The sequence below is a fragment of the Streptomyces sp. NBC_00461 genome (genome assembly GCF_036013935.1).
Lineage (GTDB): Bacteria > Actinomycetota > Actinomycetes > Streptomycetales > Streptomycetaceae > Streptomyces.
Map to the genome: position 1 here is coordinate 383,756 of NZ_CP107902.1, position 19,196 is coordinate 402,951.

Genomic DNA, 19,196 nt, shown 5'->3' on the forward strand with positions numbered 1-19,196 from the left:
CGCCACCCGTGCGGACGCCGTGAACTGGACGAGGCCGTCGACTCTCGGCGACCATCCCAGCGGCCCGACAACCCGCACCTGCTCCTGCCGGTGCTCGCCTACGGGCTGCTACAGAAGACAGCCGCCAGCCGGGTCGTGCGGACAGCGGATCGTCGGCACCCGCCCTGCACTGCGTAGCGAACTCCGCGGACCCCTCCCTGATGTCACGAAAGGGCCCGTGACACGGCTGGGCGAATCAGCCAAGGAGCAGTTGGCCTGGGCCAGGTTGAGGTCCTGGCCGCTCGCCGCGCGGAACTCGTTGCCCCGGAACCACTCGTGGAAGCTGCCCCGGTCGTCGGGGAAGACCTTCGGCTCCAGCACCCACGCGCCTTCGATACCCAGGGGTCGCATTCTGTCCGTTCTCTTACTTCTTGAGGGCGCGGCGGAGCTTGCCGGCCAGGCGACGCAGCGTCGACTTGCGCGCAGTGACCGGCGGCTTGGCGACGGCAGCGACCGGCTTGACGACGAGCGTGCCGCCATCGGCCCGCAGGGCCAGGGCCAGCGCGGCGGACTTCTCCTTGCCGGCGGCGGGCAGGGTCAGCCCCAGCCGCCAGTGGCCGTCGGCGAGGTCGCCCAGCGGAAGGTCGGCGATCAGGTCGGCGCCGCCGGCCGGGCGGTCCGCCAGCACGGCGGGCACGGTCGAGGTGCGGCTCGCGCGTAGGCCGGTCAGCTTGAGCGTGACGTCGGCCCTGCCCGGGACGTGCAGCGGCAGGGCGGCGGTGAGGCGGGCGGTGTCGCCGGTGACCGTGACCTCGGGTGGGGTCAGGGCGGTGAGGTCGCACGAGAGCCGGTCGGTCTTCTGGCCGATGTCCAGCGAGAGGTTGCCGTAGGGGTCGGTCCAGTACGGGAGAACCAGGCGTTCCGGGGAGCCGAGCAGAGCGCCGATGCGCCCCTGACGGACGTCGTCGCTCCGCACGGAACCCAGGCGGGTGTCCTTGGTCCAGCCGCAGGAGCTGATGCGGATGAGCACGTCCCAGATGCCGTCGCCCAGTTCCGCGCCGTTCGCCGCCGTGAGCGGGTCGACCTCGGCGGTGGCCCGCAGGATCTGCCGGAAGGACCCGTCCCGGCCCTCCACAACGGCCTTCTCGCGGGTCAGCTCGACGGGCTGGAAGAACTCCGCCGCCGTGTCGCGCTCGCGCACGACCAGGTCCACCTTGGACTTGCCCAGCGGCGCGGAGGTGTCCGCGCCCACCAGCGCGATGGCGTCCAGGCTGCCCTGCGGCAGCGGAGGGACGAGCAGGTCCTTGTCGCCGTCCGAGCGGAAGGTGACTGGCCCGCCGCCCGAGGTGTACTCGGCGGTGAAACCGATGCTCAGCTTGCCGTTCTCCCAGCTCAGGCTCTCCAGAGCGCCGGAGGGTTTGATGCCTCTCTCCCACTTGGCGAATACCTCGATGTCGCCCAGGCGGTTCGCCGCGATCAGCCCGGCGACGATCTGCTGCGTGGGCTGCATGCCCGCGGCGACACCGGGGCCGAAGCGTTCGATGACCACCTTGTGGATCTCGTCGAACAGCTCCCGGCGGTAGTCGGCGGGCAGCTTCAGCAGCCGCTGCCCGCGCATGCGCTCGACCATCTCGACGCGCAGCCAGCGGCGGAAGAGCTTGTCGCGCAGCGGGCCGGGCTCGATAAGTTCCTCGACGACGTCGAGGGCCTCGCGGAGGTTCTTGAAGTAGCCGACCGGGTCGAAGCGTTGGAAGCCCGCGTTTGACGCGTCGTCCCGCTTGACGTGGTAGTAGCAGATGTAGTCGCTGAGGACGGAGACGTTCTCGGCCCGCAGGTAGGCCTCGGTGACGAAGACGTGGTCCTCCAGGCGGCGGCGCCCCTCCAAGTACCGGAGGTTGTGCTTGTCCAGGAATGCCTTCCGGAACATCTTGTGCGGGGTGAGGCTGTCGATCAGAGGGGCATTGTCGACGTTCGCGTGCGGGCGGTTCCTGCGGAACAGCTCCCGCGGGACCGGGCGGCCCTTTCCGGCCATCTTGCCCACGATCACGTCGGCGTTGTTCTCCACGCCGTAGTTGTGCATACGTTCGAGAGCTTCGTCGCCCAGCCAGTCGTCGTTGTCCAGGAACTGGATGAACTCACCCTTGGCGGCGGCAACACCGACGTTGCGCGGCTTGCCCGACCAGCCCGACGCCTCCTGATGGATGACGTGCATGTGCGGGTACTCGGCGGCGAGCCGGTCCAGGCGCTGGGGCGTCCCGTCGGTGGAACCGTCGTTCACGAAGATCGCTTCGTACTCGTCGTCCGGCATGCTCTGACGCAGAAGAGAGGCGATGCAGTCCTCGATGTACCTACCCGGGTTGTAGACCGGGATCACCACGCTCACCTTGATCGGCACGAGTCTTCTTCCGCCTCCGCTACAGAGTGACTTCGGGACGGCCAGCTCGGACGCCCCGCCCCACACGGCCGCACAGGCATCGCCGCGGCCCGCCGGGGGCGTTCCAGCACGCCCGCACCGTAGGACCTCCCAGTCCATCTGGATCTACTACGACTTGTAGAATTCAAGAAGAGGCGACCGCCGCCGGAACTACTACATCTCGTACGACTTAACCTACTACATGTTGTAGAGTTTGACCGTCCGCCCCTCGCATCAGAGGTGCCCGAAGCGTTCGGCCGCCGTGGGCCGCGGCGATCGTCCCGACGATGGCGAGGCCGAGCCCGCCGGAACCCGCGTCAGGACGGGGGTTCGGCGGCGGCCCGGCGAGCATGTCGGGCGCGAAGCCCTGTCCTTGGTCGTGCACGCACAAGTGCACCACGCCGTCCGCGTGTTCGGCGCCGAGAGTGATGCGGCCCGGTCCGGAGGGGCCGGAGTGGCGCAGCGCGTTGTCGAGGAGGTTGTGCAGAACTTGGCGCAGCCGTACCGGATCGAGGTTGGCGGTTGCTTCGCGGCTGCCAGGAGATTCCACGGTGATCGTCGAGCCGTCGGCAGTCGCGCGGGCGCGGAACGCCTCGGCCGCTTCGGTGAGCAGCCGCGGCAGGGACACCGGTTCGCGGCGCAGCGGGAGCCGGCCCTGTCGAGTGCGGGCGAGGACAAGGAGATCCTCGGCGAGTCCGACGAGGCGGTCGGTCTCGGCGGCGGCGGAGCGTATGGCGGCTTCGAGTTCGGTGCGGTCGCGCGGGCGCGCCGTGGCCAGTTCGAGCTGGGCCCGCAGGAGGGCCAACGGGGTGCGCAGTTCGTGTCCTGCGGTGTCGATGAAGCGGTGCTCGCGTTCCAGCGCCTCCTGGAGGCGCGCGAGCATGGCGTTGAGGGTGTGCGCGAGACGGGCCAGTTCGTCCCCGGTCGGCGGGACGGTAAGGCGCCGTTCGGGCTCGGTCTCGGAGATCGCGGCGGCCTCCCGGCGGATGCGCTCGACCGGTCGCAGGGCCGCGCCAGGCAGCGAACGGCGCCGCCAGGAACAGGGGTTGCTGCGGCTGCGCGGGCTGCGGCCCCGTCAGATCGCAGGCTTCGCGGGCCTGGAAGCCGCCCTGATCGGCCTCGCCGGGGGCCTCTCTGGGCTGGGTGTCGCCGCGCTCACCGGCCGTCTCGCCTTCGGCGCGGCCTCGTTCGGCGCGAGCGCAGGGACGTGGACCGTCTGGTACGCGATCGCCTTCGTGCTGGGAGCCGTGGTGGCCGCCGAGGCCGTCCTCGTCCCCGCCTTGCGGGACCTGCGCTCGGTCACCGTCGCCGACACCAGGAAACAGGAGGGCGTACAACACTCCCGGTCGCCCTGGTGGCTGCGGTACGGCCTGGACTTCGCGCTCCTGATCGGCTCGTGGCTGGTCTTCCGCGCATCCTCCGGCAACCAGTACGCGCTGGTCCTCGCCCCCGAGGGCGTTCCCAGCATCTCCGTGTCGTACTGGGCCTTCCTCGGCCCCGCCCTGCTGTGGATCGGCGCGGTCCTGCTGCTGTGGCACCTCACCTTGCTCGCGCTCAGCCACGGCCGGCCCGTCGTGGCCCGGCTGGCCCGACCGCTGACGGCGACCCTGTCCGGCACCACCGCGGCCATGCTGGCCCGGCGCCGGCGTCCGCTCGCCCGATCCGTGGTGCTGCTCGCCCTCGCCGTCTCCTTCGCCATGTCCACCGCCGTCTTCAACGCCACCTACAAGCAGCAGTCCGAAGTCGACGCCCGGCTGACCAACGGCGCCGACGTCACCGTCACCGAACCACCCGGAGCCCAAGTGCCATCCGGTGCCGGCTCCGCCCTGAAGATCTCCGGCGTGCGGCACGTCGAACCCCTCCAGCACCGCTTCGCCCACGTCGGCTCCGATCTGCAGGACCTCTACGGCGTGCGCCCGGACACCATCACCCGGGCCACCTCGCTCCAGGACGCCTACTTCGCCGGCGGCAGCGCCCACCAGCTGATGCGACGCCTCGCCCAGCGCCCGGACGACCTCCTGGTCAGCGTCGAGACCGTCAACGACTTCCAGCTCTCCCCCGGCGACACCGTCAACCTGCGCATCCAGGACGCCCGTACCAAGGCACTGCGCACCGTCCCCTTCCACTACGCGGGCATCGCCAAGGAGTTCCCCACCGCCCCCAAGGACAGCTTCTTCGTCGCCAACGCCTCCTACATCACCAAGGCCACCGGCAGCGACGCGGTCGGCGCCTTCCTCCTCGACACCGGCGGCAGCCACCAGAAGCAGATCGCCGCACAGCTGAGCAAGCAGCTCGGCACCGGGTGCCACCGTCACCGACCTCACCCAGGCCCGCGGCACCGTCGGCACCAGCCTCACCTCCGTCGACCTCGTCGGCCTGACCCGCATAGAACTCGCCTTCGCCGTCCTGCTGGCCGCCGTTGCCGGCGGGCTGGTCCTCGCCCTCGGACTGGCGGAGCGCCGCCGCACCTTCGCGATCGCCACGGTCCTCGGCGCGCGGGTACGCCATCTGCGCGGCATGGTCCTCACCGAGGCCCTGCTGCTGGCCGCCGGCGGCCTGGCCGGAGGCGCCCTGATCGGCTGGGCCCTGTCACAGATGCTGGTCAAGGTCCTGACCGGGGTCTTCGATCCCCCGCCCGCGAGCCTGTCGGTCCCTGGCACTCACCGCGACGGCCGCCGTCGCCGCCATTCTCGCCGCAGCCCTCAACGGCATCCGCAGCACCCGCCGCCCCGCTGTGGAAGAACTCCGCGACCTGTGAACGCAACCTGCACCGACGGCGAGCCCCTCGGCCGGGCCGCTCCTGGGCTGTCGACCATGCGCATGCCCGCAACACCGGACCGCAGCAGCCGCCTGCGCGTCCTCGTCGTCGAGGACGACGACACCATCGGCCGTCACCTGGAGTCCGGCCTGCTCGGCCACGATTACGCGCCGACATGGTGCCGCACGGGAGCAAGCGCGCTGGCCGAGGCCACCCGGGCCCCGTACGACGTACTGCTGCTGGACCCGGGACTCCCGGACATGGACGGTCTGGACGTCGCCCGGTATCTGCGCCCCCGCCTGCCCGACCTGCTGATCGTCGTGCTGACCGCGCGGACCGAGGACATCGGCGTCATCGCCGGACTGGACGCCGGGGCCGACGACTACCTCGTCAAGCCGTTCAGCCTGACCGTGCTGCTCGCCCGGCTGCGGGCGCATCTGCGGCGGCACGCGGTGGCGCCCCCGGCCCGGGACCCGGTGCGGCTGGGCGATCTGGTCGTCGACGTGGCGGCCCGGCGCTGCGCGCTGCACGGTGTCGAAGTGCCGCTGCGGGCAAAGGAGTTCGACCTACTCGCGGTGCTGGCAGAGCGTGTCGGCGAGGCAGTGTCGCGGGAGGCGCTGATGGCCGAGGTCTGGGACGAGAACTGGTTCGGGTCCACCAAGACCCTCGACGTGACGATGGCGGGCCTGCGGCGCCGACTGACGGAGGCTGCCGAGGCAGGCGGGCGCCCGGCCCGGTTGCCGGAAATCACGACGCTGCGGGGGCACGGGTACCGGCTGGACAGGCAGGCAGATCCATCAGGGTGAGAAGGGGCCCATGGCTCCGCCTCACGGCGCACCACGCTCGCCGGCTCCGTGCCCCGGTGGCTGCCCGTCGCCGACAGATCGAAGAACCGGCAGACCGAAGAAGTCGACCCGCCATCCGCGAGTCGACGACACCTGGAGGCGATTCACAGGACGGAGCGGCGGGCCAGCAGACCCAGCACCAGGAGGCCGGGGGCCATGGGCAGCCAGCCGGTCAGCAGGCGGTAGCCGATGACCGCCGAGATCGCCGTCTGCCCCGGTGCTCCGGCGGCCGTGAGCGCCAGGGCGAGCGCGGCGTCCAGCGACCCCAGTCCTCCGGGCGTGGGAAGCAGCGCCGCCGCCCCGCTGGCTACGAGGTAGGCCATCACCACATGGCTCGTGGGCAGCGCGAGACCGAGCGCGTGGACCACGGCCACGACAACGCCCGCGTGCAGCAACGCGAACGCGACCGAGCCGCCCCACAGCGCGCAGGCCCGCCCGCGGGAGCGATGCACCTCCCGCACGTCGGCCACGGCCCGCCCCACCGCCCGCCTGAGTCGGCGGCTGGCCGCGACCGCCAGCACGAGGGCTGCCACCGCCGCCGGCGCCAGGACCAGCACATTCGGGACCCGCGCCGACAGCGGGACAGCGCCCGGCGAGGCCACCAGCAGTGTCACGCCCAGCACGCATCGGACGATCCCGCCGACAGCCGCCTTCACGGCCAGCGCCGTCGCCGAGCGCCTGGTGGACAAGCCACACCGCGTCAGGAACCGCAGATTGACCAAGCTCGCCCCGGCCCCCGCGGGCAGGATGTGGTTGGCTGCGCACGCCGCGAACTGCGCGGCCACCAGCCGTCCCCGCGGCAGCCGCTCGATGACCGCCCCCTGCTGCGCCACAGCCGCGCACACCCACGTGGCGACGGTGGCGCAGCAGGCGAGCAACAGCCATTCCCCATCGGCGGCGGCCAGCTGGTCGGTCCCGCTGTCGAGCGTGGCCCGGTGCACGGCGAGCATGGCACCCGCGGCGACCAGCACCGCCAGAGTGATCCCCAACCGGAGACAGAGGCGCCTGCCCGCGGTCACGGGCACGCAGTCCGACACAGCCACCGGAGTCACCGCCCCTGCCGGACGAAGGGAGCGACATAGGCGTGGAGGACGCCGGCCCTCTCCAGGGGCCAGGTGCGTGCGTAGGCGGGCGGACCGTCTCCCGGAGGGGCGAGAACCGCGACGGGTGTCCGGTGGGCGGCCTGGGTCAGTGCGGGCACCGTGGTGCTGGCGTCGTGGCCCGCGGTCTGTGCCGAGCCGCAACCGGTGTAGAAGGCGATCGGCACGGCCTCGTAGCCGCTGAGCAGGCACGGCGGCCGTACGCCGAGCGCGTGGAGGGCGGACGCGGTGCGGGACCAGTCGTCACGGTTGGCGACAGAACCGTGCACGGTGCGTTCCAGGACGACGTACTGCACGGCCAGATGGCATGCCAGGCCGGCCGCCACCAGGCTCACGGCGAGGCTCCGCGCGGTCCCCCGAGCCTGGGCGCTGACCAGGTGAGCGAGGCCGTGTGCGACAGGGAGGGCAAGCAGGGCGTAGGCGGGCAGCAGGAAGCGGGGGGCCGCGTAGCCGATGAGGAACAGGTAGGGGACAGCAGCCGTGACAGCGCAGGCCAGCGGGAGCAGGACGGGCCGGGCGTGCCGGGCGCGGACGGCGGCCACCGCGCCGAGCGCGGCGAGGACCGGCAGCGCGAACCACCACAGGGTCACCACCGGGTTGGGGGCCGATCCGGTGCAGGGGCGGCAGAGGGTGCGCCCGCCGAGACTGCGCAGCTGGTCGACCACCGCCAGGTGCCAGCCGAGGCCGCCCTGGATGCGGGAGGCGTCGGAGAGACGTTGCGAAAGGCCGCCGTAGCTCAGGTACGCCTCGATCACCCACTCACCGGCGCCGGCCAGGAGTCCGGCGACCAGCACGGCAAGGAGGCGGGGTCGGCGCAGGGCGAGGGCGAGCAGGGGCAGTACCACGTAGACGGCGTCCATCGGGCGCATCCACGCCATCAGCGCCGCGCCCGCGAACACACCCCACCAGGCTGCCCGGTCACCTGCGTTCGCCCGGATACGAACGAAACAGCCGACGCAGGTCAGGGCTCCTACGGCGACCCAGTAGTTGGGCATGGCCTGCGGGCCGTAGAACACCGTCACCCACAAGGAGGCGAACAAGGCGCCCGCCAGGGCCAGGACGCGCGGCATGACGTGAGCTCGCCAGACGCGCAGGGCCAAGTAGAGGGCCAGACCGGAGAGGATCGCCAGGTAGACCCGCAGAACGGTGGTGGAGTGCGACCACGACGCAATCGGCGCGACAAGGAGAGAGATGCCGCGGGCGCGGGGTGCGCTGAAGAATGCGGCGGGAACGTGGCCGCTGACCTGGCTGACGTAGACCGTCTCGTCCCAGCCGAGACCGAGATCCGGTCGTACGAGGACGAGCTGGGCAAGCGTGAAAGCCCCCGCGACGGCCGCGAGCCACGGTTCGCCCCATCGGCCCCGAGGCCGGGCGGTCCGCGGTGGGAGGCCGGTGCGAGGGGCACTGGTCTTCGTGACGTTGGAGCCGTCGGCCATCTTGCGCCTCTCGTCGTCACGCGCCCCGGAATCATCTTCTCCTACATTTCGTAGGAGGGACCTCTCACAGTACGGTTCGTCGGTTGGAGGCGGGTGAGAAGCGCCCCCTCACCTCTCCAAAGTGAGGGAGTTGACAGGCAGCAGCCCACACGACAGGCCCGAACGGCGTAGTGCCGACGAGCTGGAGTGGCCTCCGCCGTCCGCTCACCCCGTACCGGGACGGGCGAGTTCGAGGTCGTAGGCGAAGATCACGGCCTGGATGCGGTCGCGGGCACCGATCTTGGCGAGGACCCGGCCGACGTGGGTCTTCACGGTGGACTCGGACACGACGAAGCGGGCGGCGATCTCGCCGTTGGTCCAGCCTTGCCGATGGCGACGAGGATCTCACGCTCGCGGTCGGTGAGGGAGGTCAGCCGCGGGTCCTCGCTCGCGTCGCTCCGGCCGGCGGGCACGTGCTCGGCGTACTCGTCCAGGATGCGGCGGGTGGGCGCCGGTGCGACGCACCGCACCCACGACACCGCCACCGCAATCACGGCGTTCACCCGCGAAGCCACAGTGATCGACGACGGCAACACCTACGAGGGCACCGAGGCGATCGAGGCGTGGCTCAACCGATCCGCCACCGAATTCACCTACACCATCCACCTCACCCACGCCCAGCAGACCGACGCAACCCGCTACATCGCCACCCACCACCTCGAGGGCAACTTCCCCGGCGGCACCATCGATCTGCGCTACCAGTTCACACTCAGCGACGGCCTCATCGAACGCCTCGTCATCGAACCCTAAGTTGCCCCACGCAACCCGTTGCCGCGTATGCGCGAAGGCCGCTCGCCCCGGACCGCTGTTCCCAACCGTCGTGCCCAGCCACCCAGACCACTGGGCTGGCCAGCCCTCCAGTTCGGGAGCAAGGCACACCTGGGGATCCAACATGAACAACTCCGAGGCCACCCCGAGCATCGGGTGGGGAAATCCAAATAGCCCCATCAAGGGAGGCCACGGGAGAGGGATTCACCCGTGCGCGTGGGGGGCGACGCTGCGTCCTTGGTGACACGGCAGGGGAACGCGGCGGTGGAGACCAGCCACGCGGCCCCTCAACACACGGTCCTTCAACCGTCGCCCGCCCGGGGGACCGGCTCTGTGAGCCACACGGGTGGCAGCAGGCTGCCGACACCGACTCCGCCCTCGACAGGATCGCCCTGGTCTCGGGGGTCGAGTCCCGTGCGACGCAACTCGGCCGGTACGCGCAGATGATGGGCGAGGATCTGGCACAGGCCGGTGACTATGTACGCCAGGCGGCACGGATCTGCGCATCGATGCAGCACTCGTTCCTGGCGACCGCGGTGATCGCCGAACGGGTCCGCGGGACCGCCTGGGAAACCATCGCGGCCGCCCTCCGCATGGAGGCAGTCGGCGCGTAGAAGCGGTGGGAGGGCCAGGAAGAACGGTGGCTTCACGCCTCCCGCGTGGACAGTCCGCTACGCAAAAGCCCGGACGCCTCGCGGTCACAGCCGACCGGTACATCACTACCGACGCGCCGTACCAGTTCAGCACCGCCATGCGCCGGCCCTTGTCCGCTTCGCTGGACGCGGCCGCCCACCTCACGGGACGTGATGCCGCCGCGGCGGACCGCGCGTTCGCCGGAACCGCCTGTTCACACTGCTCTCAGACGAGACGGTCCGTACAGGCACCTGCCAGATCACGGAACGGGACTACGTGACCTTGGAGTAGTCAGAAGTGGCCATCTGCTGCTCGATCTCCCGTGCCGTCTTCATCAGTTCGAGGGCCTCGCGGCGCAGGTCCTTGGCGCGCTCGCGCAGCTGCTTGACACGTCGGCGCTGCCAATCGCGGCTGGAGTGGTTGACGTACTGCCCGCGCGGCCCCACCAGTAGCCCTTCGGCGACCAGCCGACGCACCGCGGCCGCGGCCTCCTTGGTGCCGATGTCGAAGGCCTGGCCGATCTCGAAGCGGGTCATGAACCGTTCGCCAGGCAGGTAGCTGCGGTGGATGACGGTGCGGATAAGCCGATACGCGCGCGCGGTCGGGGACATCGTGCCGACCCTGTACAGGCGGTAGCCCTCGTGCAGGGTCCAGGCCTCGCCAGCGAGTCTTCTGACAGGTCGTCCAGGTCTGCCTTCACCCGGTTGATCAGGCGGCGGACGCGGCGGTCCTCCTCTTCGGAGGGTATGGCCTCACTGCGGGCCCAGTCGTCGGCCTCAAACGTCGACATGAGCCGTTCGCGGCTGCGGAGCAGGTCGGAAAGGTAGCGCTCCAGGTCGGCGTCGCGGGTGGCCTAGTGCCCCGGTAGGCAACGTTTGCCCGCAAAGGAGCGGCGTCCGGTGCGTGCTCTCGGCGTGCCGGGTGCGGGCCCTCGTACTGGACGTACTTGGGTCTGTGCCCGGTGCGGCGAGTGGGGGCACCTCCCACGCCCTTAAGGCAGTGGGGGAGCGTGCCGGGCGTCGCGACGGGGCGAACGTTGCCTGCCGGGGCACTAGCTCTCCGTCACGGCCGGCGACGTTCCGGACAACCGCACAGAACATACCCCCAGGGGGATACTCACGGTGGACGCAACCGCCACGGGAAGGGTGCCGAGCTGTGGATGCGATCGGCCACGCGTTGTCCATCGCCGGGTCGATGACCTGGGAGGTCACCTGGGCACTGATCCTCGGCTTCACACTGTCCGCCGTGGTGCAGGCGGTGGTGCGCCGCTCGACGGTCGTAGAGCTGCTCGGCGACGACCGCCCGCGCACCCTGACCCTGTCCGCCGGGCTCGGCGCGGCCTCCTCGTCCTGCTCGTACGCGGCAGTGGCGCTGGCCCGCTCGCTGTTCCGCAAGGGCGCGAACTTCACCGCGGCGATGGCCTTCGAGATCGCCTCCACCAACCTGGTCATCGAACTCGGCATCATCATGGCCCTGTTGATGGGCTGGCAGTTCACCGCGGCCGAGTTCGTCGGCGGGCCGGTCATGATCGTCGTGCTCGCCGTGCTGTTCCGGCTCTTCCTGCGCGAGCGGCTGCTGAGCCGAGCGCGTGAGCAGGCAGAGCAGGGGCTGTCCGGCTCCATGGAGGGCCACGCGGCGATGGACATGTCGGTGCAGGGCGAGGGGAGTTTCGCGCGCAGGCTGTTCTCCCGGGACGGGTTCACGTCCGTGGCGCACATCTTCGTCATGGAGTGGGCGGCGATCCTGCGCGACCTGGTGGCCGGGCTGCTGATCGCGGGTGCGATCGCCGCCTGGGTGCCGGACGACTTCTGGCGCACGTTCTTCCTGGAGGGCCATCCGCTCGCCGCCAAACTGGTCGGCCCGCTCGTCGGGCCGCTGGTGGCGATCGCGACCTTCGTGTGCTCGATCGGCAACGTGCCGCTTGCCGTGGTGCTGTGGAAGGGCGGCATCAGCTTCGGCGGTGTGATCGCCTTCATCTACGCCGACCTGCTTATCCTGCCGATCCTGAACATCTACCGGAAGTACTACGGCGCCCGGATGGCAGCGTTTTTGCTGGTCACCTTCTTCGCCGCGATGACCGTCGCCGGCTACGTCGTCGAGTTCTCCTTCGGCGGCCTGGGGCTGATTCCCGACCAGGCCGACGCCACGATCCCAGAAGAGGGGATTACTTGGAACTACACGACCTGGCTCAACATCACCTTCCTGCTGCTGGCCGCGGCGCTGCTCGCACGGTTCTGGCGCACCGGCGGATCGTCCATGCTGCGGATGATGGGCGGCTCGCCCGATCACGCTGACCACGAGCACGGCCACGCCCGTATGCAGAACGGACACCATCACTGAGCCGACGTCCCACTCCTGTCCAGGAAGAGCCCGATGACGAGCCACGGCAGCACCTCCCCCGGCCGCCCCTGCGGCGCCGGCGGGCGCTGCTGGTATTCGGGCTGCTCGCCGGACTGCGGGGCATGCACGCGCTGGCTCCGTTCGGCGGCGGCCCCAAGGACACGGGTTCGCGGCACATGACGGCCGTGGTCGGCGCCTCCGATGACGACTGTCCCAGAGACGGCCGCTGCGGCAGAGGCCACCTCCACCGACCTGCGTGTCGGGCGCGGTGAGCACGCCTACCTGCGCTGGCGCAACGCCAACGCCCGCCGCCCGGGCGTCCTGGCGGTGGTGTTCCACCAGACCGCCAGCGCACCGCCCGCTCGCAGTACACGCAACGCCTCCGGGACAGACCGGCCGGGACCGGTCCACTGCCAGGACCGGGCATACGTGATGAGGTCGCAGGAAGCCTCGGCCGGCGGCAGCGCATCATCACCTCCCCGCACCAAACACTCGACCACCACCAACGCTGTGAACGTTTCCGGTCACAGCACTAGGTATTGCAGCAGACGGGTGGCACAGGCGGACGTGGACGGACGGCGCCCGCCCCAGGACAAGAAACACTGATCACGAGGACCGATGCCCCTTTCGGTCTTCGCCCCTTTCCCCTTCGCCGACATTGCCTCAGTGCTGGTGGCCGTCTTCGGGCTCTTCCCTGGTCGCCGCCCCTCCGGACCGGACCGGACCGTGAATGACCGGACCGGACCGTGAACGTGAACGCCGCGTTTGTGGACCGCTCCCTGGTGCCTGCGGCTCAGGAAGCCCGATCGGCCACGCTGAGGGCCGACCGATCGCACGTCAGTCGGGGCCGCTCCAGTCGAAGGGGAAGTACTTGCTGGACTTGCCGCTGCGGCTCCAGTTGAAGCCGAAGGCGTCGGCCTGGTCGGTGGTGGCCCGGCCCCAGGTGGCAATCTGCCCCGGGCCGACCTCGGCACCGGGGGCGTTGTGGACCTGGACCCGCGCCCCGTCAGGCGTGGTGGGACCGGTGAGGGCTTCGGCACGGGCGGTGACCCGGCCGGGGATCTCGGCACGCCACGACCCCAGGTCCTCGTCGACCTCGACGGTGATGGGAGCGACGTCCATGCCACGCATCTCGGGTCCGAACACCTCGACGAACTGCTGCGGCCAGCCGCCGGCCTCCCCACCGAAGATCGCGCCGAGTGCGGCGCGCTGCTGGTCATCGGCCCGCTCGTCAACAAAGACAGCGGCATACGGGTCGGTGTGCTCGCCGGTCCACACGTTTCCGGTGAACGACGCGAGCATCAGGACATTCAGATCGTCGAGCCGGACCTCCCCGAACCGTCCCTCACGGATGTGCCAGGCGAGCACGCCCTCGCAATCGCCCTCGGACGGGGGCTGGGCGAATGTGCACGGGCACGGTATGGCGCACTTGCAGGCGTCGAACCAGTCACCGACCACACGCCAGGGCGGGCTGCTGCTGGTCTGCTCAGCCATCTCGCTCCTCCTCTCCCACCACCACGGAGCGGCGTCACTTCCAGAGTGCGCCTCGCCGACGCGAAAGCGAAGTGCCCTCCGGAGGCGAGAGGAGCTGATGGGCCCCACGCGCACAGGACGTCATGGCCTCGGTCCCCCGGCTTTTGAGACCCGTGATTGTGTGCTCTGCTGAAGATGTCTTCGGAGTGCTCGCCACGGCCGCCGGAACGGCGGGCATCCTTGGGAGGCACGCCATGCCGCATCTCCGGCTCGCTCCACCGGAGCCCACCCGCCCGGGAGTCCTCCTGCCGAGGCGCGATCTGGCCCTCGGCTGGATTCTCCTGACTTTGATCGCCGCTTTGGCGTGGGTGCTCACGGCCGCACAGGCCCGCGACATGGGGATGGAGCCGGGCACCATGGGCCTGGCGCTCCCGCTGTTCCTCCTCCTGTGGGTGGTCATGATGGCGGCGATGATGCTGCCGTCACTGGCACCGGTGGCTCTCACCTGGGTCCAGACGATCAACCGCAGCACCGCGGGCCGCATCCGTGCGCTGCGCCTCACGGAGTTCGTCGGCGGCTATCTGCTGGCCTGGGCCGGGTTCGGATTGCTCGTGTACGGGGCCCTGGCGGCGACCGGGCACCTGGTCGACGATCACCCCGAGGCGGGGCGCTGGATCGGTGCGGGCGTGTTCCTGCTCGCGGGAGTTCAGCAGTTCGGGCCACTGAAGCGGGTCTGTCTGCGGCACTGCCGCAGTCCGATGTTCCAGCTGCTGCGGTACGCGCGATTCCGACCCTGGGCGAAGGACCTGCGAGTGGGCGCTCACCACGGGCTCTACTGCGTCGGCTGCTGCTGGGGGCTGATGATCGTCCTGATCCCGCTCGGCGTGATGAACGTGGCGGCGATGGCGGGTCTGGCGGCGGTGATCTTCCTGGAGAAGCTGTGGCGGGGCGGTCCCTGGCTCAGCTGGGCGGTGGGCGTCGTGTTCCTGGTACTGGCCGTGCTGGCCCCGTACCATGAATGGCTGCTGCCGGGCCTGCAGATGTCGGGTCCGTCGATGGACCAGATGCTGGATCCGGTGTCCTGACCGGCTGTCGATCATCCCGCCGGGTGCCCTTGCGGCAGTTGCAGTTGCAGTTGCAGTTGCAGTTGCAGTTGCCACGCAGGTTCTCCCTGATCAGGCGCTCGACTGCAGACGGACGCAGCACTGTCCGGGCGCCGGCGCCAGGCACGCCTCGAGTCGACTCTCGCCCAGCGCCTTGAGCACCCCGCGCAGCAAGTGCAGGTTCATGCTGCACACCGTCTCGGTGTGATCCCGCGCCAGCACGTGGAAGGGACAGTTGCCCAGAAGGATCGCGTCACCTTCGCCACGTGGCTCAAAACCGTGGCTCTCCAGCAGGTCCGTCAGGCTGATTCCCTGCGCGCCCAGCTGCTCGCCCAGTTCCGCCGCCTTGCGGTGGAGCACCGTACGGACCGGCTCACCTGTGGCGTCGGACTCCTCGACCGCCTGCGCCAGCAGCCGCCCTGCCAGCCCGTAGCGCCGCTCGGGCAGGCTGACGCTGACCTCCCTGTTCGAGCGCCGGTACAGCTTCGCGGGCCTGCCCGCCCCCGGGCCGCTACGTCCACTGCGGCGCTCGTACACCACCTCGAGCAGCCCCTGATCGGCCAGCCGGTCCAGATGGAAGGCCGCCGTCTGCCGCGCCAGCCCGAGGGCCTGGGCCGCCTCGTCGCGGCCCACTGGGGCGGCCTGGCGCACTACGTGCTCGTACAGCCGACGGCGGGTCGGCTCGTCCAGGACTGCGACCGCGGAGACGTCACCGCCAGGTGCTTCCTTCGAGTGGTCCACGAACACCAGTGTAAAACCAACAGCCATTGACTAAAGAGGCGGGCCACGCTTCTATCGTTAATGAAAGTTGTCGATAGAAGGAGGCCATCGTGTCGTCCACCACCACCGCCCCGGTCACACCCCGGCGCAACCTGGCCGCTGACCCCGCCTACCAGGCGTTCTGGATCCTCCGGACGGGGTTCACCGTGGCCCCGATCCTGTTCGGCCTGGACAAGTTCGCCAATCTGCTCGTGGACTGGCCGACGTACCTCGCCCCGTGGATCAACGGCCTGGTTCCGGGCAGCGCCCAGGCCGCCATGTACGCCGTCGGCGTCATCGAGATCGTCGCAGGCATCACTGTCGCTGTGGCCCCGCGGTTCGGGGGCTGGCTGGTGGCCGGCTGGCTCGCGGGCATCATCGTCAACCTCCTGACCATTCCCGGCTACTACGACATCGCTCTGCGCGACTTCGGACTCCTGCTCGGCGCCGTCGCCCTGGCCCGGCTCGCCGGCCACTACCACGCCACGCGGCAGCCGCGCTGACCCGGCGCCCCGCGCACACCCGGGCGGGTGAGCGGCCGCACTCACCCGCCCTGAACTGCCCAGGCGCCCCTCGAACGCCCTACGCGGCTTGCGTACAGGCACCCGAGCCTTCCAACTCATCGGGTGTCCGGGTCGTCGCGCGGGTCATGTCGGCTACAGCGAGGCCCGTCACGCGGTGCCGACAGTTGTGCCGATCACCCGGCCCTGCCCCAACACGAGGACCCGTCACCGTGACCGCGCCGGGCCCCTCAAGGGGGCCTCGTCCTGATGCCATGGATGGCAAAGGCGAGCGCCGTCAGTCGGGTCGAAGGCCCGACGCTGCACGCGTACGGTGGACGGGAGGACGGACGGGTACGCCGATGCAGTCACGACCGGCAGCCGCTGCAGGCGGCCACACGCAGTCCGGAGGTCTGCTCCCACACAGGAGGGAGAGGCAATGCCCGAGCACAAGGTCGGCACACAAAAGGAATTCGAGGCAGCCCGAGCCGAGCTGCTGGCGCAGGAGAAGGAACTCACGCGGCGTGGTGACGAGCTCGCGCGGAAGCGGCGGGCGCTTCCCTGGGTGCCGGTCGACAAGGACTACCGCTTCGAGACCGAGGACGGGCCCAAGTCGCTCACGGACCTCTTCGACGGGCGCTCACAGCTGCTCGTCTACCACTTCATGTTCGGCCCGCCCTACGAGGCAGGATGCACGGTCTGCTCCTCGATCGCGGACACCCTCTCTCCCAACGTGGTCCACCTCAAGGCCCGCGACGTGACGCTGATCTGCTCCTCGCGGGCGCCGATCGACAAGCTCCTCGCGTACCGGGACCGGATGGGCTGGAGCTTCGGCTGGGTCTCCGCGGGCGGCAGCGACTTCCACCGCGACCTCGGCTTCCAGTACACCGAGGAGGAGCTGCGGCCATTCCTGGAGGGCGACATCCCGCCGACCGTGACTCAGATGGCCGCGCTGTCCGGCACGGACGTACGCAGTTACGTCACCGAGGGGCCAGGGCTGAGCGCCTACGCGCTCTCGGACGGCACCGTGTACCGGACGTACGTCACCACCGCGCGCGGCCTCGAGCCCGCCATGGCCTACTACGGGCTCCTCGACCGCGCGCCGCTCGGCCGCCACGAGGAGGGCGAGGAGACCCACTGGCTGCGCCGCCACGACGAGTACGGCAAGACCTGAATGGTCGTCTGGTCCCGACCTGCATGTGGGGATCCTGAACTCAGCACACGGTGAACCCGGAGCTCGCCGATACGAGGACGAGGTGGCAGCTCCATGACGATCGACGGGTCCGCACCCGCGTGATCCCCACTGTCGCCGAGCAGGTGGCCGGGTACGTCACGGACTGGCGCCACGACGCCGAGTGGACTCAAGGCATCCATACCGCGGAGCCAGCCGTGAGGCGGACGGGGGCAGCTTCAGCATCGCATGGACCGTTGCTTGGCTTCGCGGCGTCGCGTGGCCTTACTGCGGCGTCTCCTTTTCGCAGTGACCACGCCTCCTCGTACATCCTCGCGGAACTCTTCCGGAAAAGGCTTGGGCACAGCGACATGCTTCCCACCCACCCCACAGGGCAAGTCAGTTCAGATGCCACCCGACCGTGCAGCCGACGCCTGGGGCGTGTTGTGCAAGTGCTGGTCGCAGTGTCTCGTTGACCTCTGTGACCAGCACGGTCGCTTCTGTGGCGGCAAGTGACTGGTCAGTTCACCAGCAGGTCGATCACGCCCGTTAGGTCCTCCTCACCGCTGCCCTCGGCCAGGCGGCGGCGCATCAGCTCGAAGTACGGGCTGAGCAGTGCCGGGCTGACACCCTGTTGCTCGGCGGTGCTCACGAAGGTTGGCGTGCCGGCCACCTGCATGGCGAGGTTGGAGACGACGCCCTTGGTGTAGTCGCCGCTCCGCAGCTGGTCGGCGGTCTGGTGAACTGCCGGGGCCATCGCGATGAGCCAGTCGGCGAGCAGCGGGGCGAGCGCCGCGGGGTCAATGTCCTCCTTGCGGATCAGGGCGAAGGCGTGTGCGGCGCCGGCGAACATCCCGTACATGGCGCTGAGCAGGGCCACGTCATGCAGGGCCGCGAAGCCCGCGTCCTCGCCGACGTAGGTAGTGCCGGCCGGAACGCTCAAGGTCTCCTGGTGCCGCTCGAACAGCTCCCGTGAGCCGCTGTAGAAGACGTAGCCGCCGGCTTCTGAGACGCCGATCATCGGAGGGACGGCCATGATCCCGCCGTCCAGGTAGCGGGCGCCGCGCTCGCGGGCCCACTCGGCGCGGGCGCGGGCCTGGGCGGGGGTGCTGGTGGACAGGTTGACCAGGTCCCTGTCGGCCAGGTCGGTGCCGGCCAGCACCTCATCGACCGAGGTGTCGTCCAGCAGGCAAAGGACGATCAGGGTGTTCGCCGCGACCGCCTCAGCGGCGGTGTCCGCGACCCTTGCACCCTCGGTGGCGAGCGCTGCGGCGCGGGCTGGGGTGCGGTTCCAGACGGTGAGTGGGTGGCCGGCGGCTAGCCAGGTGCGGGCCAGCGCGGCGCCCATCGCGCCGAGACCCAGCATCGTGACGGGAGTCTTCTCAACAGTGTTCTGTGCCATGCCGATTAGGCTGGCCACAGGTCCGGAGGTGATCAAGTACGCACTTGGTAGTGGGTGGTTACCTCGAGGTGAGCGAGCACATCAGAAGGGTGAGGCATGACGACGCTGAACCGCCCGGGCACACCAGACGGACACGTCTGCGGGATCGACACCGCGATGGAGGTGATCGGCGGCAAGTGGAAGGTGCTGATCCTCTGGGCGCTCCACGAGCGTCCCCACCGTCGCTTCGGCGAGCTGCGTCGACTGCTTCCGGGGATCACCGAGAAGGTGCTGGCCTCTCACCTACGTGAGCTGGAGGCGGACGGCGTCGTGCACCGCGTCTCCTACGACGAGGTGCCGCCCCGCGTCGAGTACTCGCTGACCGAGGACGGCATACGCCTCAACGACGCACTACAGCCGCTGGCCGCCTGGGGCCGCGAGCGGCCGACCCTTCGACGGGGAGCGGAGAAGTCGGGCTAGGCCAGATATCGAAAGTGG

18 protein-coding genes and 7 pseudogenes are annotated in these 19,196 nt (G+C 70.0%); 12 read left to right on the forward strand and 13 right to left on the reverse strand.

The window, feature by feature from the left end:
* Positions 1 to 63: 63 nt before the first annotated feature.
* Positions 64 to 177: pseudogene (locus tag OG870_RS47990) on the forward strand (sodium-dependent transporter); the annotation flags it as partial.
* A 60-nt stretch (positions 178 to 237) separates the two neighbouring features.
* On the opposite strand, the pseudogene OG870_RS01885 reads toward OG870_RS47990, so the two are convergent.
* The 4 genes and pseudogenes from OG870_RS01885 to OG870_RS47995 all read right to left on the reverse strand — a co-directional run.
* Positions 238 to 390, reverse strand: a pseudogene (locus OG870_RS01885) (dTDP-4-dehydrorhamnose 3,5-epimerase family protein); the annotation flags it as partial.
* Between the two features lie 13 nt (positions 391 to 403).
* The gene (locus tag OG870_RS01890; RefSeq protein ID WP_266845190.1) at positions 404 to 2,374 is read right to left on the reverse strand and encodes a glycosyltransferase family 2 protein; all 1,971 of its coding nucleotides are present in this window, start codon (positions 2,372 to 2,374) and stop codon (positions 404 to 406) included.
* Positions 2,375 to 2,582: 208 nt separating this feature from the next.
* Positions 2,583 to 3,275 (reverse strand): sensor histidine kinase, encoded by a 693-nt coding sequence (locus tag OG870_RS01895; protein WP_266927541.1) that lies wholly within the window; start codon positions 3,273 to 3,275, stop codon positions 2,583 to 2,585.
* Between the two features lie 39 nt (positions 3,276 to 3,314).
* Positions 3,315 to 3,413: pseudogene (locus OG870_RS47995) on the reverse strand (hypothetical protein); the annotation flags it as partial.
* Between OG870_RS47995 and OG870_RS01900 the strand changes: the two are divergent.
* The 3 genes and pseudogenes from OG870_RS01900 to OG870_RS01910 form a co-directional block, all read left to right on the forward strand.
* Positions 3,379 to 3,594 (forward strand): annotated as a pseudogene (locus OG870_RS01900) (FtsX-like permease family protein); the annotation flags it as partial. The pseudogenes OG870_RS47995 and OG870_RS01900 overlap by 35 nt on opposite strands.
* Positions 3,595 to 4,840: 1,246 nt before the next feature.
* Positions 4,841 to 4,948: pseudogene (locus OG870_RS01905) on the forward strand (FtsX-like permease family protein); the annotation flags it as partial.
* A gap of 258 nt (positions 4,949 to 5,206) precedes the next feature.
* The gene (locus tag OG870_RS01910; protein ID WP_266592874.1) at positions 5,207 to 5,956 is read left to right on the forward strand and encodes a response regulator transcription factor; all 750 of its coding nucleotides are present in this window, start codon (positions 5,207 to 5,209) and stop codon (positions 5,954 to 5,956) included.
* Positions 5,957 to 6,099: 143 nt separating this feature from the next.
* Here the strand turns inward: OG870_RS01910 and OG870_RS01915 are convergent, their stop codons facing one another.
* The 3 genes and pseudogenes from OG870_RS01915 to OG870_RS01925 form a co-directional block, all read right to left on the reverse strand.
* On the reverse strand, positions 6,100 to 6,984 hold the full coding sequence (locus OG870_RS01915) for a lysylphosphatidylglycerol synthase transmembrane domain-containing protein (RefSeq protein WP_405626526.1): 885 nt from the start codon (positions 6,982 to 6,984) through the stop codon (positions 6,100 to 6,102).
* Positions 6,985 to 7,043: 59 nt separating this feature from the next.
* Positions 7,044 to 8,531: a hypothetical protein gene (locus OG870_RS01920; protein ID WP_266927537.1), complete on the reverse strand. Its 1,488-nt coding sequence runs from the start codon at positions 8,529 to 8,531 to the stop codon at positions 7,044 to 7,046.
* Positions 8,532 to 8,735: 204 nt separating this feature from the next.
* Positions 8,736 to 9,031: pseudogene (locus tag OG870_RS01925) on the reverse strand (helix-turn-helix domain-containing protein); the annotation flags it as partial.
* Here OG870_RS01925 and OG870_RS01930 point away from each other — a divergent pair.
* The gene (locus OG870_RS01930; RefSeq protein ID WP_266845196.1) at positions 9,015 to 9,320 is read left to right on the forward strand and encodes a nuclear transport factor 2 family protein; all 306 of its coding nucleotides are present in this window, start codon (positions 9,015 to 9,017) and stop codon (positions 9,318 to 9,320) included. The pseudogene OG870_RS01925 and the gene OG870_RS01930 sit on opposite strands and share 17 nt — an antisense overlap.
* A gap of 461 nt (positions 9,321 to 9,781) precedes the next feature.
* Positions 9,782 to 9,952 (forward strand): hypothetical protein, encoded by a 171-nt coding sequence (locus OG870_RS01935; RefSeq protein ID WP_266592865.1) that lies wholly within the window; start codon positions 9,782 to 9,784, stop codon positions 9,950 to 9,952.
* 291 nt (positions 9,953 to 10,243) lie between these two features.
* Here the strand turns inward: OG870_RS01935 and OG870_RS01940 are convergent, their stop codons facing one another.
* Entirely contained in the window at positions 10,244 to 10,582 is a 339-nt protein-coding gene (locus OG870_RS01940; protein WP_266592863.1) for a hypothetical protein, read from the reverse strand.
* A 544-nt stretch (positions 10,583 to 11,126) separates the two neighbouring features.
* On the opposite strand from OG870_RS01940, the gene OG870_RS01945 reads away from it, so the two are divergent.
* A complete protein-coding gene (locus OG870_RS01945; RefSeq protein ID WP_266592862.1) occupies positions 11,127 to 12,311 on the forward strand; it encodes a permease in 1,185 nt (394 codons plus the stop codon).
* Here OG870_RS01945 and OG870_RS01950 read toward each other — a convergent pair.
* On the reverse strand, positions 12,305 to 12,439 hold the full coding sequence (locus OG870_RS01950) for a hypothetical protein (protein WP_266845200.1): 135 nt from the start codon (positions 12,437 to 12,439) through the stop codon (positions 12,305 to 12,307). The two genes, OG870_RS01945 and OG870_RS01950, sit on opposite strands and share 7 nt — an antisense overlap.
* Between OG870_RS01950 and OG870_RS48000 the strand changes: the two genes are divergently transcribed.
* Positions 12,434 to 12,583 carry a hypothetical protein gene (locus OG870_RS48000; protein WP_353962347.1) on the forward strand — a complete coding sequence of 50 codons (150 nt, stop codon included), beginning with the start codon at positions 12,434 to 12,436 and terminating at the stop codon, positions 12,581 to 12,583. The genes OG870_RS01950 and OG870_RS48000 overlap by 6 nt on opposite strands.
* A 51-nt stretch (positions 12,584 to 12,634) precedes the next feature.
* On the opposite strand, the pseudogene OG870_RS01955 reads toward OG870_RS48000, so the two are convergent.
* Together OG870_RS01955 and OG870_RS01960 are read right to left on the reverse strand one after the other, a co-directional pair.
* A pseudogene (locus tag OG870_RS01955) lies at positions 12,635 to 12,799 on the reverse strand (SAM-dependent methyltransferase); the annotation flags it as partial.
* A 349-nt stretch (positions 12,800 to 13,148) separates the two neighbouring features.
* Positions 13,149 to 13,805: a DUF1326 domain-containing protein gene (locus tag OG870_RS01960; protein WP_266592858.1), complete on the reverse strand. Its 657-nt coding sequence runs from the start codon at positions 13,803 to 13,805 to the stop codon at positions 13,149 to 13,151.
* A gap of 233 nt (positions 13,806 to 14,038) precedes the next feature.
* Here OG870_RS01960 and OG870_RS01965 point away from each other — a divergent pair, with 233 nt between their 5' ends.
* Positions 14,039 to 14,869 carry a DUF2182 domain-containing protein gene (locus OG870_RS01965; RefSeq protein ID WP_266845202.1) on the forward strand — a complete coding sequence of 277 codons (831 nt, stop codon included), beginning with the start codon at positions 14,039 to 14,041 and terminating at the stop codon, positions 14,867 to 14,869.
* A 90-nt stretch (positions 14,870 to 14,959) separates the two neighbouring features.
* On the opposite strand, the gene OG870_RS01970 is transcribed toward OG870_RS01965, so the two are convergent.
* Complete coding sequence (locus tag OG870_RS01970) at positions 14,960 to 15,634, reverse strand: helix-turn-helix transcriptional regulator (protein WP_266927877.1); 675 nt, start codon at positions 15,632 to 15,634, stop codon at positions 14,960 to 14,962.
* A gap of 83 nt (positions 15,635 to 15,717) precedes the next feature.
* Between OG870_RS01970 and OG870_RS01975 the strand changes: the two genes are divergently transcribed.
* Positions 15,718 to 16,149: a hypothetical protein gene (locus OG870_RS01975; RefSeq protein WP_328432688.1), complete on the forward strand. Its 432-nt coding sequence runs from the start codon at positions 15,718 to 15,720 to the stop codon at positions 16,147 to 16,149.
* Between the two features lie 436 nt (positions 16,150 to 16,585).
* Positions 16,586 to 17,320 (forward strand): DUF899 domain-containing protein, encoded by a 735-nt coding sequence (locus OG870_RS01980; protein ID WP_266592854.1) that lies wholly within the window; start codon positions 16,586 to 16,588, stop codon positions 17,318 to 17,320.
* Positions 17,321 to 17,837: 517 nt separating this feature from the next.
* On the opposite strand, the gene OG870_RS01985 is transcribed toward OG870_RS01980, so the two are convergent.
* Entirely contained in the window at positions 17,838 to 18,719 is an 882-nt protein-coding gene (locus OG870_RS01985; RefSeq protein WP_266845206.1) for an NAD(P)-dependent oxidoreductase, read from the reverse strand.
* A 96-nt stretch (positions 18,720 to 18,815) separates the two neighbouring features.
* Here OG870_RS01985 and OG870_RS01990 point away from each other — a divergent pair, with 96 nt between their 5' ends.
* Entirely contained in the window at positions 18,816 to 19,178 is a 363-nt protein-coding gene (locus tag OG870_RS01990) for a winged helix-turn-helix transcriptional regulator (RefSeq protein WP_266845208.1), read from the forward strand.
* Positions 19,179 to 19,196 lie beyond the last annotated feature (18 nt).

What these genes read in the sequence shown, in the direction of transcription:
- OG870_RS01935 (WP_266592865.1), top strand. Translation starts at nt 9,782, where the DNA reads ATGATGGGCGAGGATCTGGCACAGGCCGGTGACTATGTACGCCAGGCG.
- OG870_RS01980 (WP_266592854.1), top strand. Translation starts at nt 16,586, where the DNA reads ATGCCCGAGCACAAGGTCGGCACACAAAAGGAATTCGAGGCAGCCCGA.
- OG870_RS01895 (WP_266927541.1), bottom strand. Translation starts at nt 3,275, where the DNA reads ATGCTCGCGCGCCTCCAGGAGGCGCTGGAACGCGAGCACCGCTTCATC.
- OG870_RS01940 (WP_266592863.1), bottom strand. Translation starts at nt 10,582, where the DNA reads ATGTCCCCGACCGCGCGCGCGTATCGGCTTATCCGCACCGTCATCCAC.
- OG870_RS01965 (WP_266845202.1), top strand. Translation starts at nt 14,039, where the DNA reads ATGCCGCATCTCCGGCTCGCTCCACCGGAGCCCACCCGCCCGGGAGTC.
- OG870_RS01990 (WP_266845208.1), top strand. Translation starts at nt 18,816, where the DNA reads ATGACGACGCTGAACCGCCCGGGCACACCAGACGGACACGTCTGCGGG.
- OG870_RS01960 (WP_266592858.1), bottom strand. Translation starts at nt 13,805, where the DNA reads ATGGCTGAGCAGACCAGCAGCAGCCCGCCCTGGCGTGTGGTCGGTGAC.
- OG870_RS01910 (WP_266592874.1), top strand. Translation starts at nt 5,207, where the DNA reads ATGCGCATGCCCGCAACACCGGACCGCAGCAGCCGCCTGCGCGTCCTC.
- OG870_RS48000 (WP_353962347.1), top strand. Translation starts at nt 12,434, where the DNA reads ATGCACGCGCTGGCTCCGTTCGGCGGCGGCCCCAAGGACACGGGTTCG.
- OG870_RS01985 (WP_266845206.1), bottom strand. Translation starts at nt 18,719, where the DNA reads ATGGCACAGAACACTGTTGAGAAGACTCCCGTCACGATGCTGGGTCTC.
- OG870_RS01920 (WP_266927537.1), bottom strand. Translation starts at nt 8,531, where the DNA reads ATGGCCGACGGCTCCAACGTCACGAAGACCAGTGCCCCTCGCACCGGC.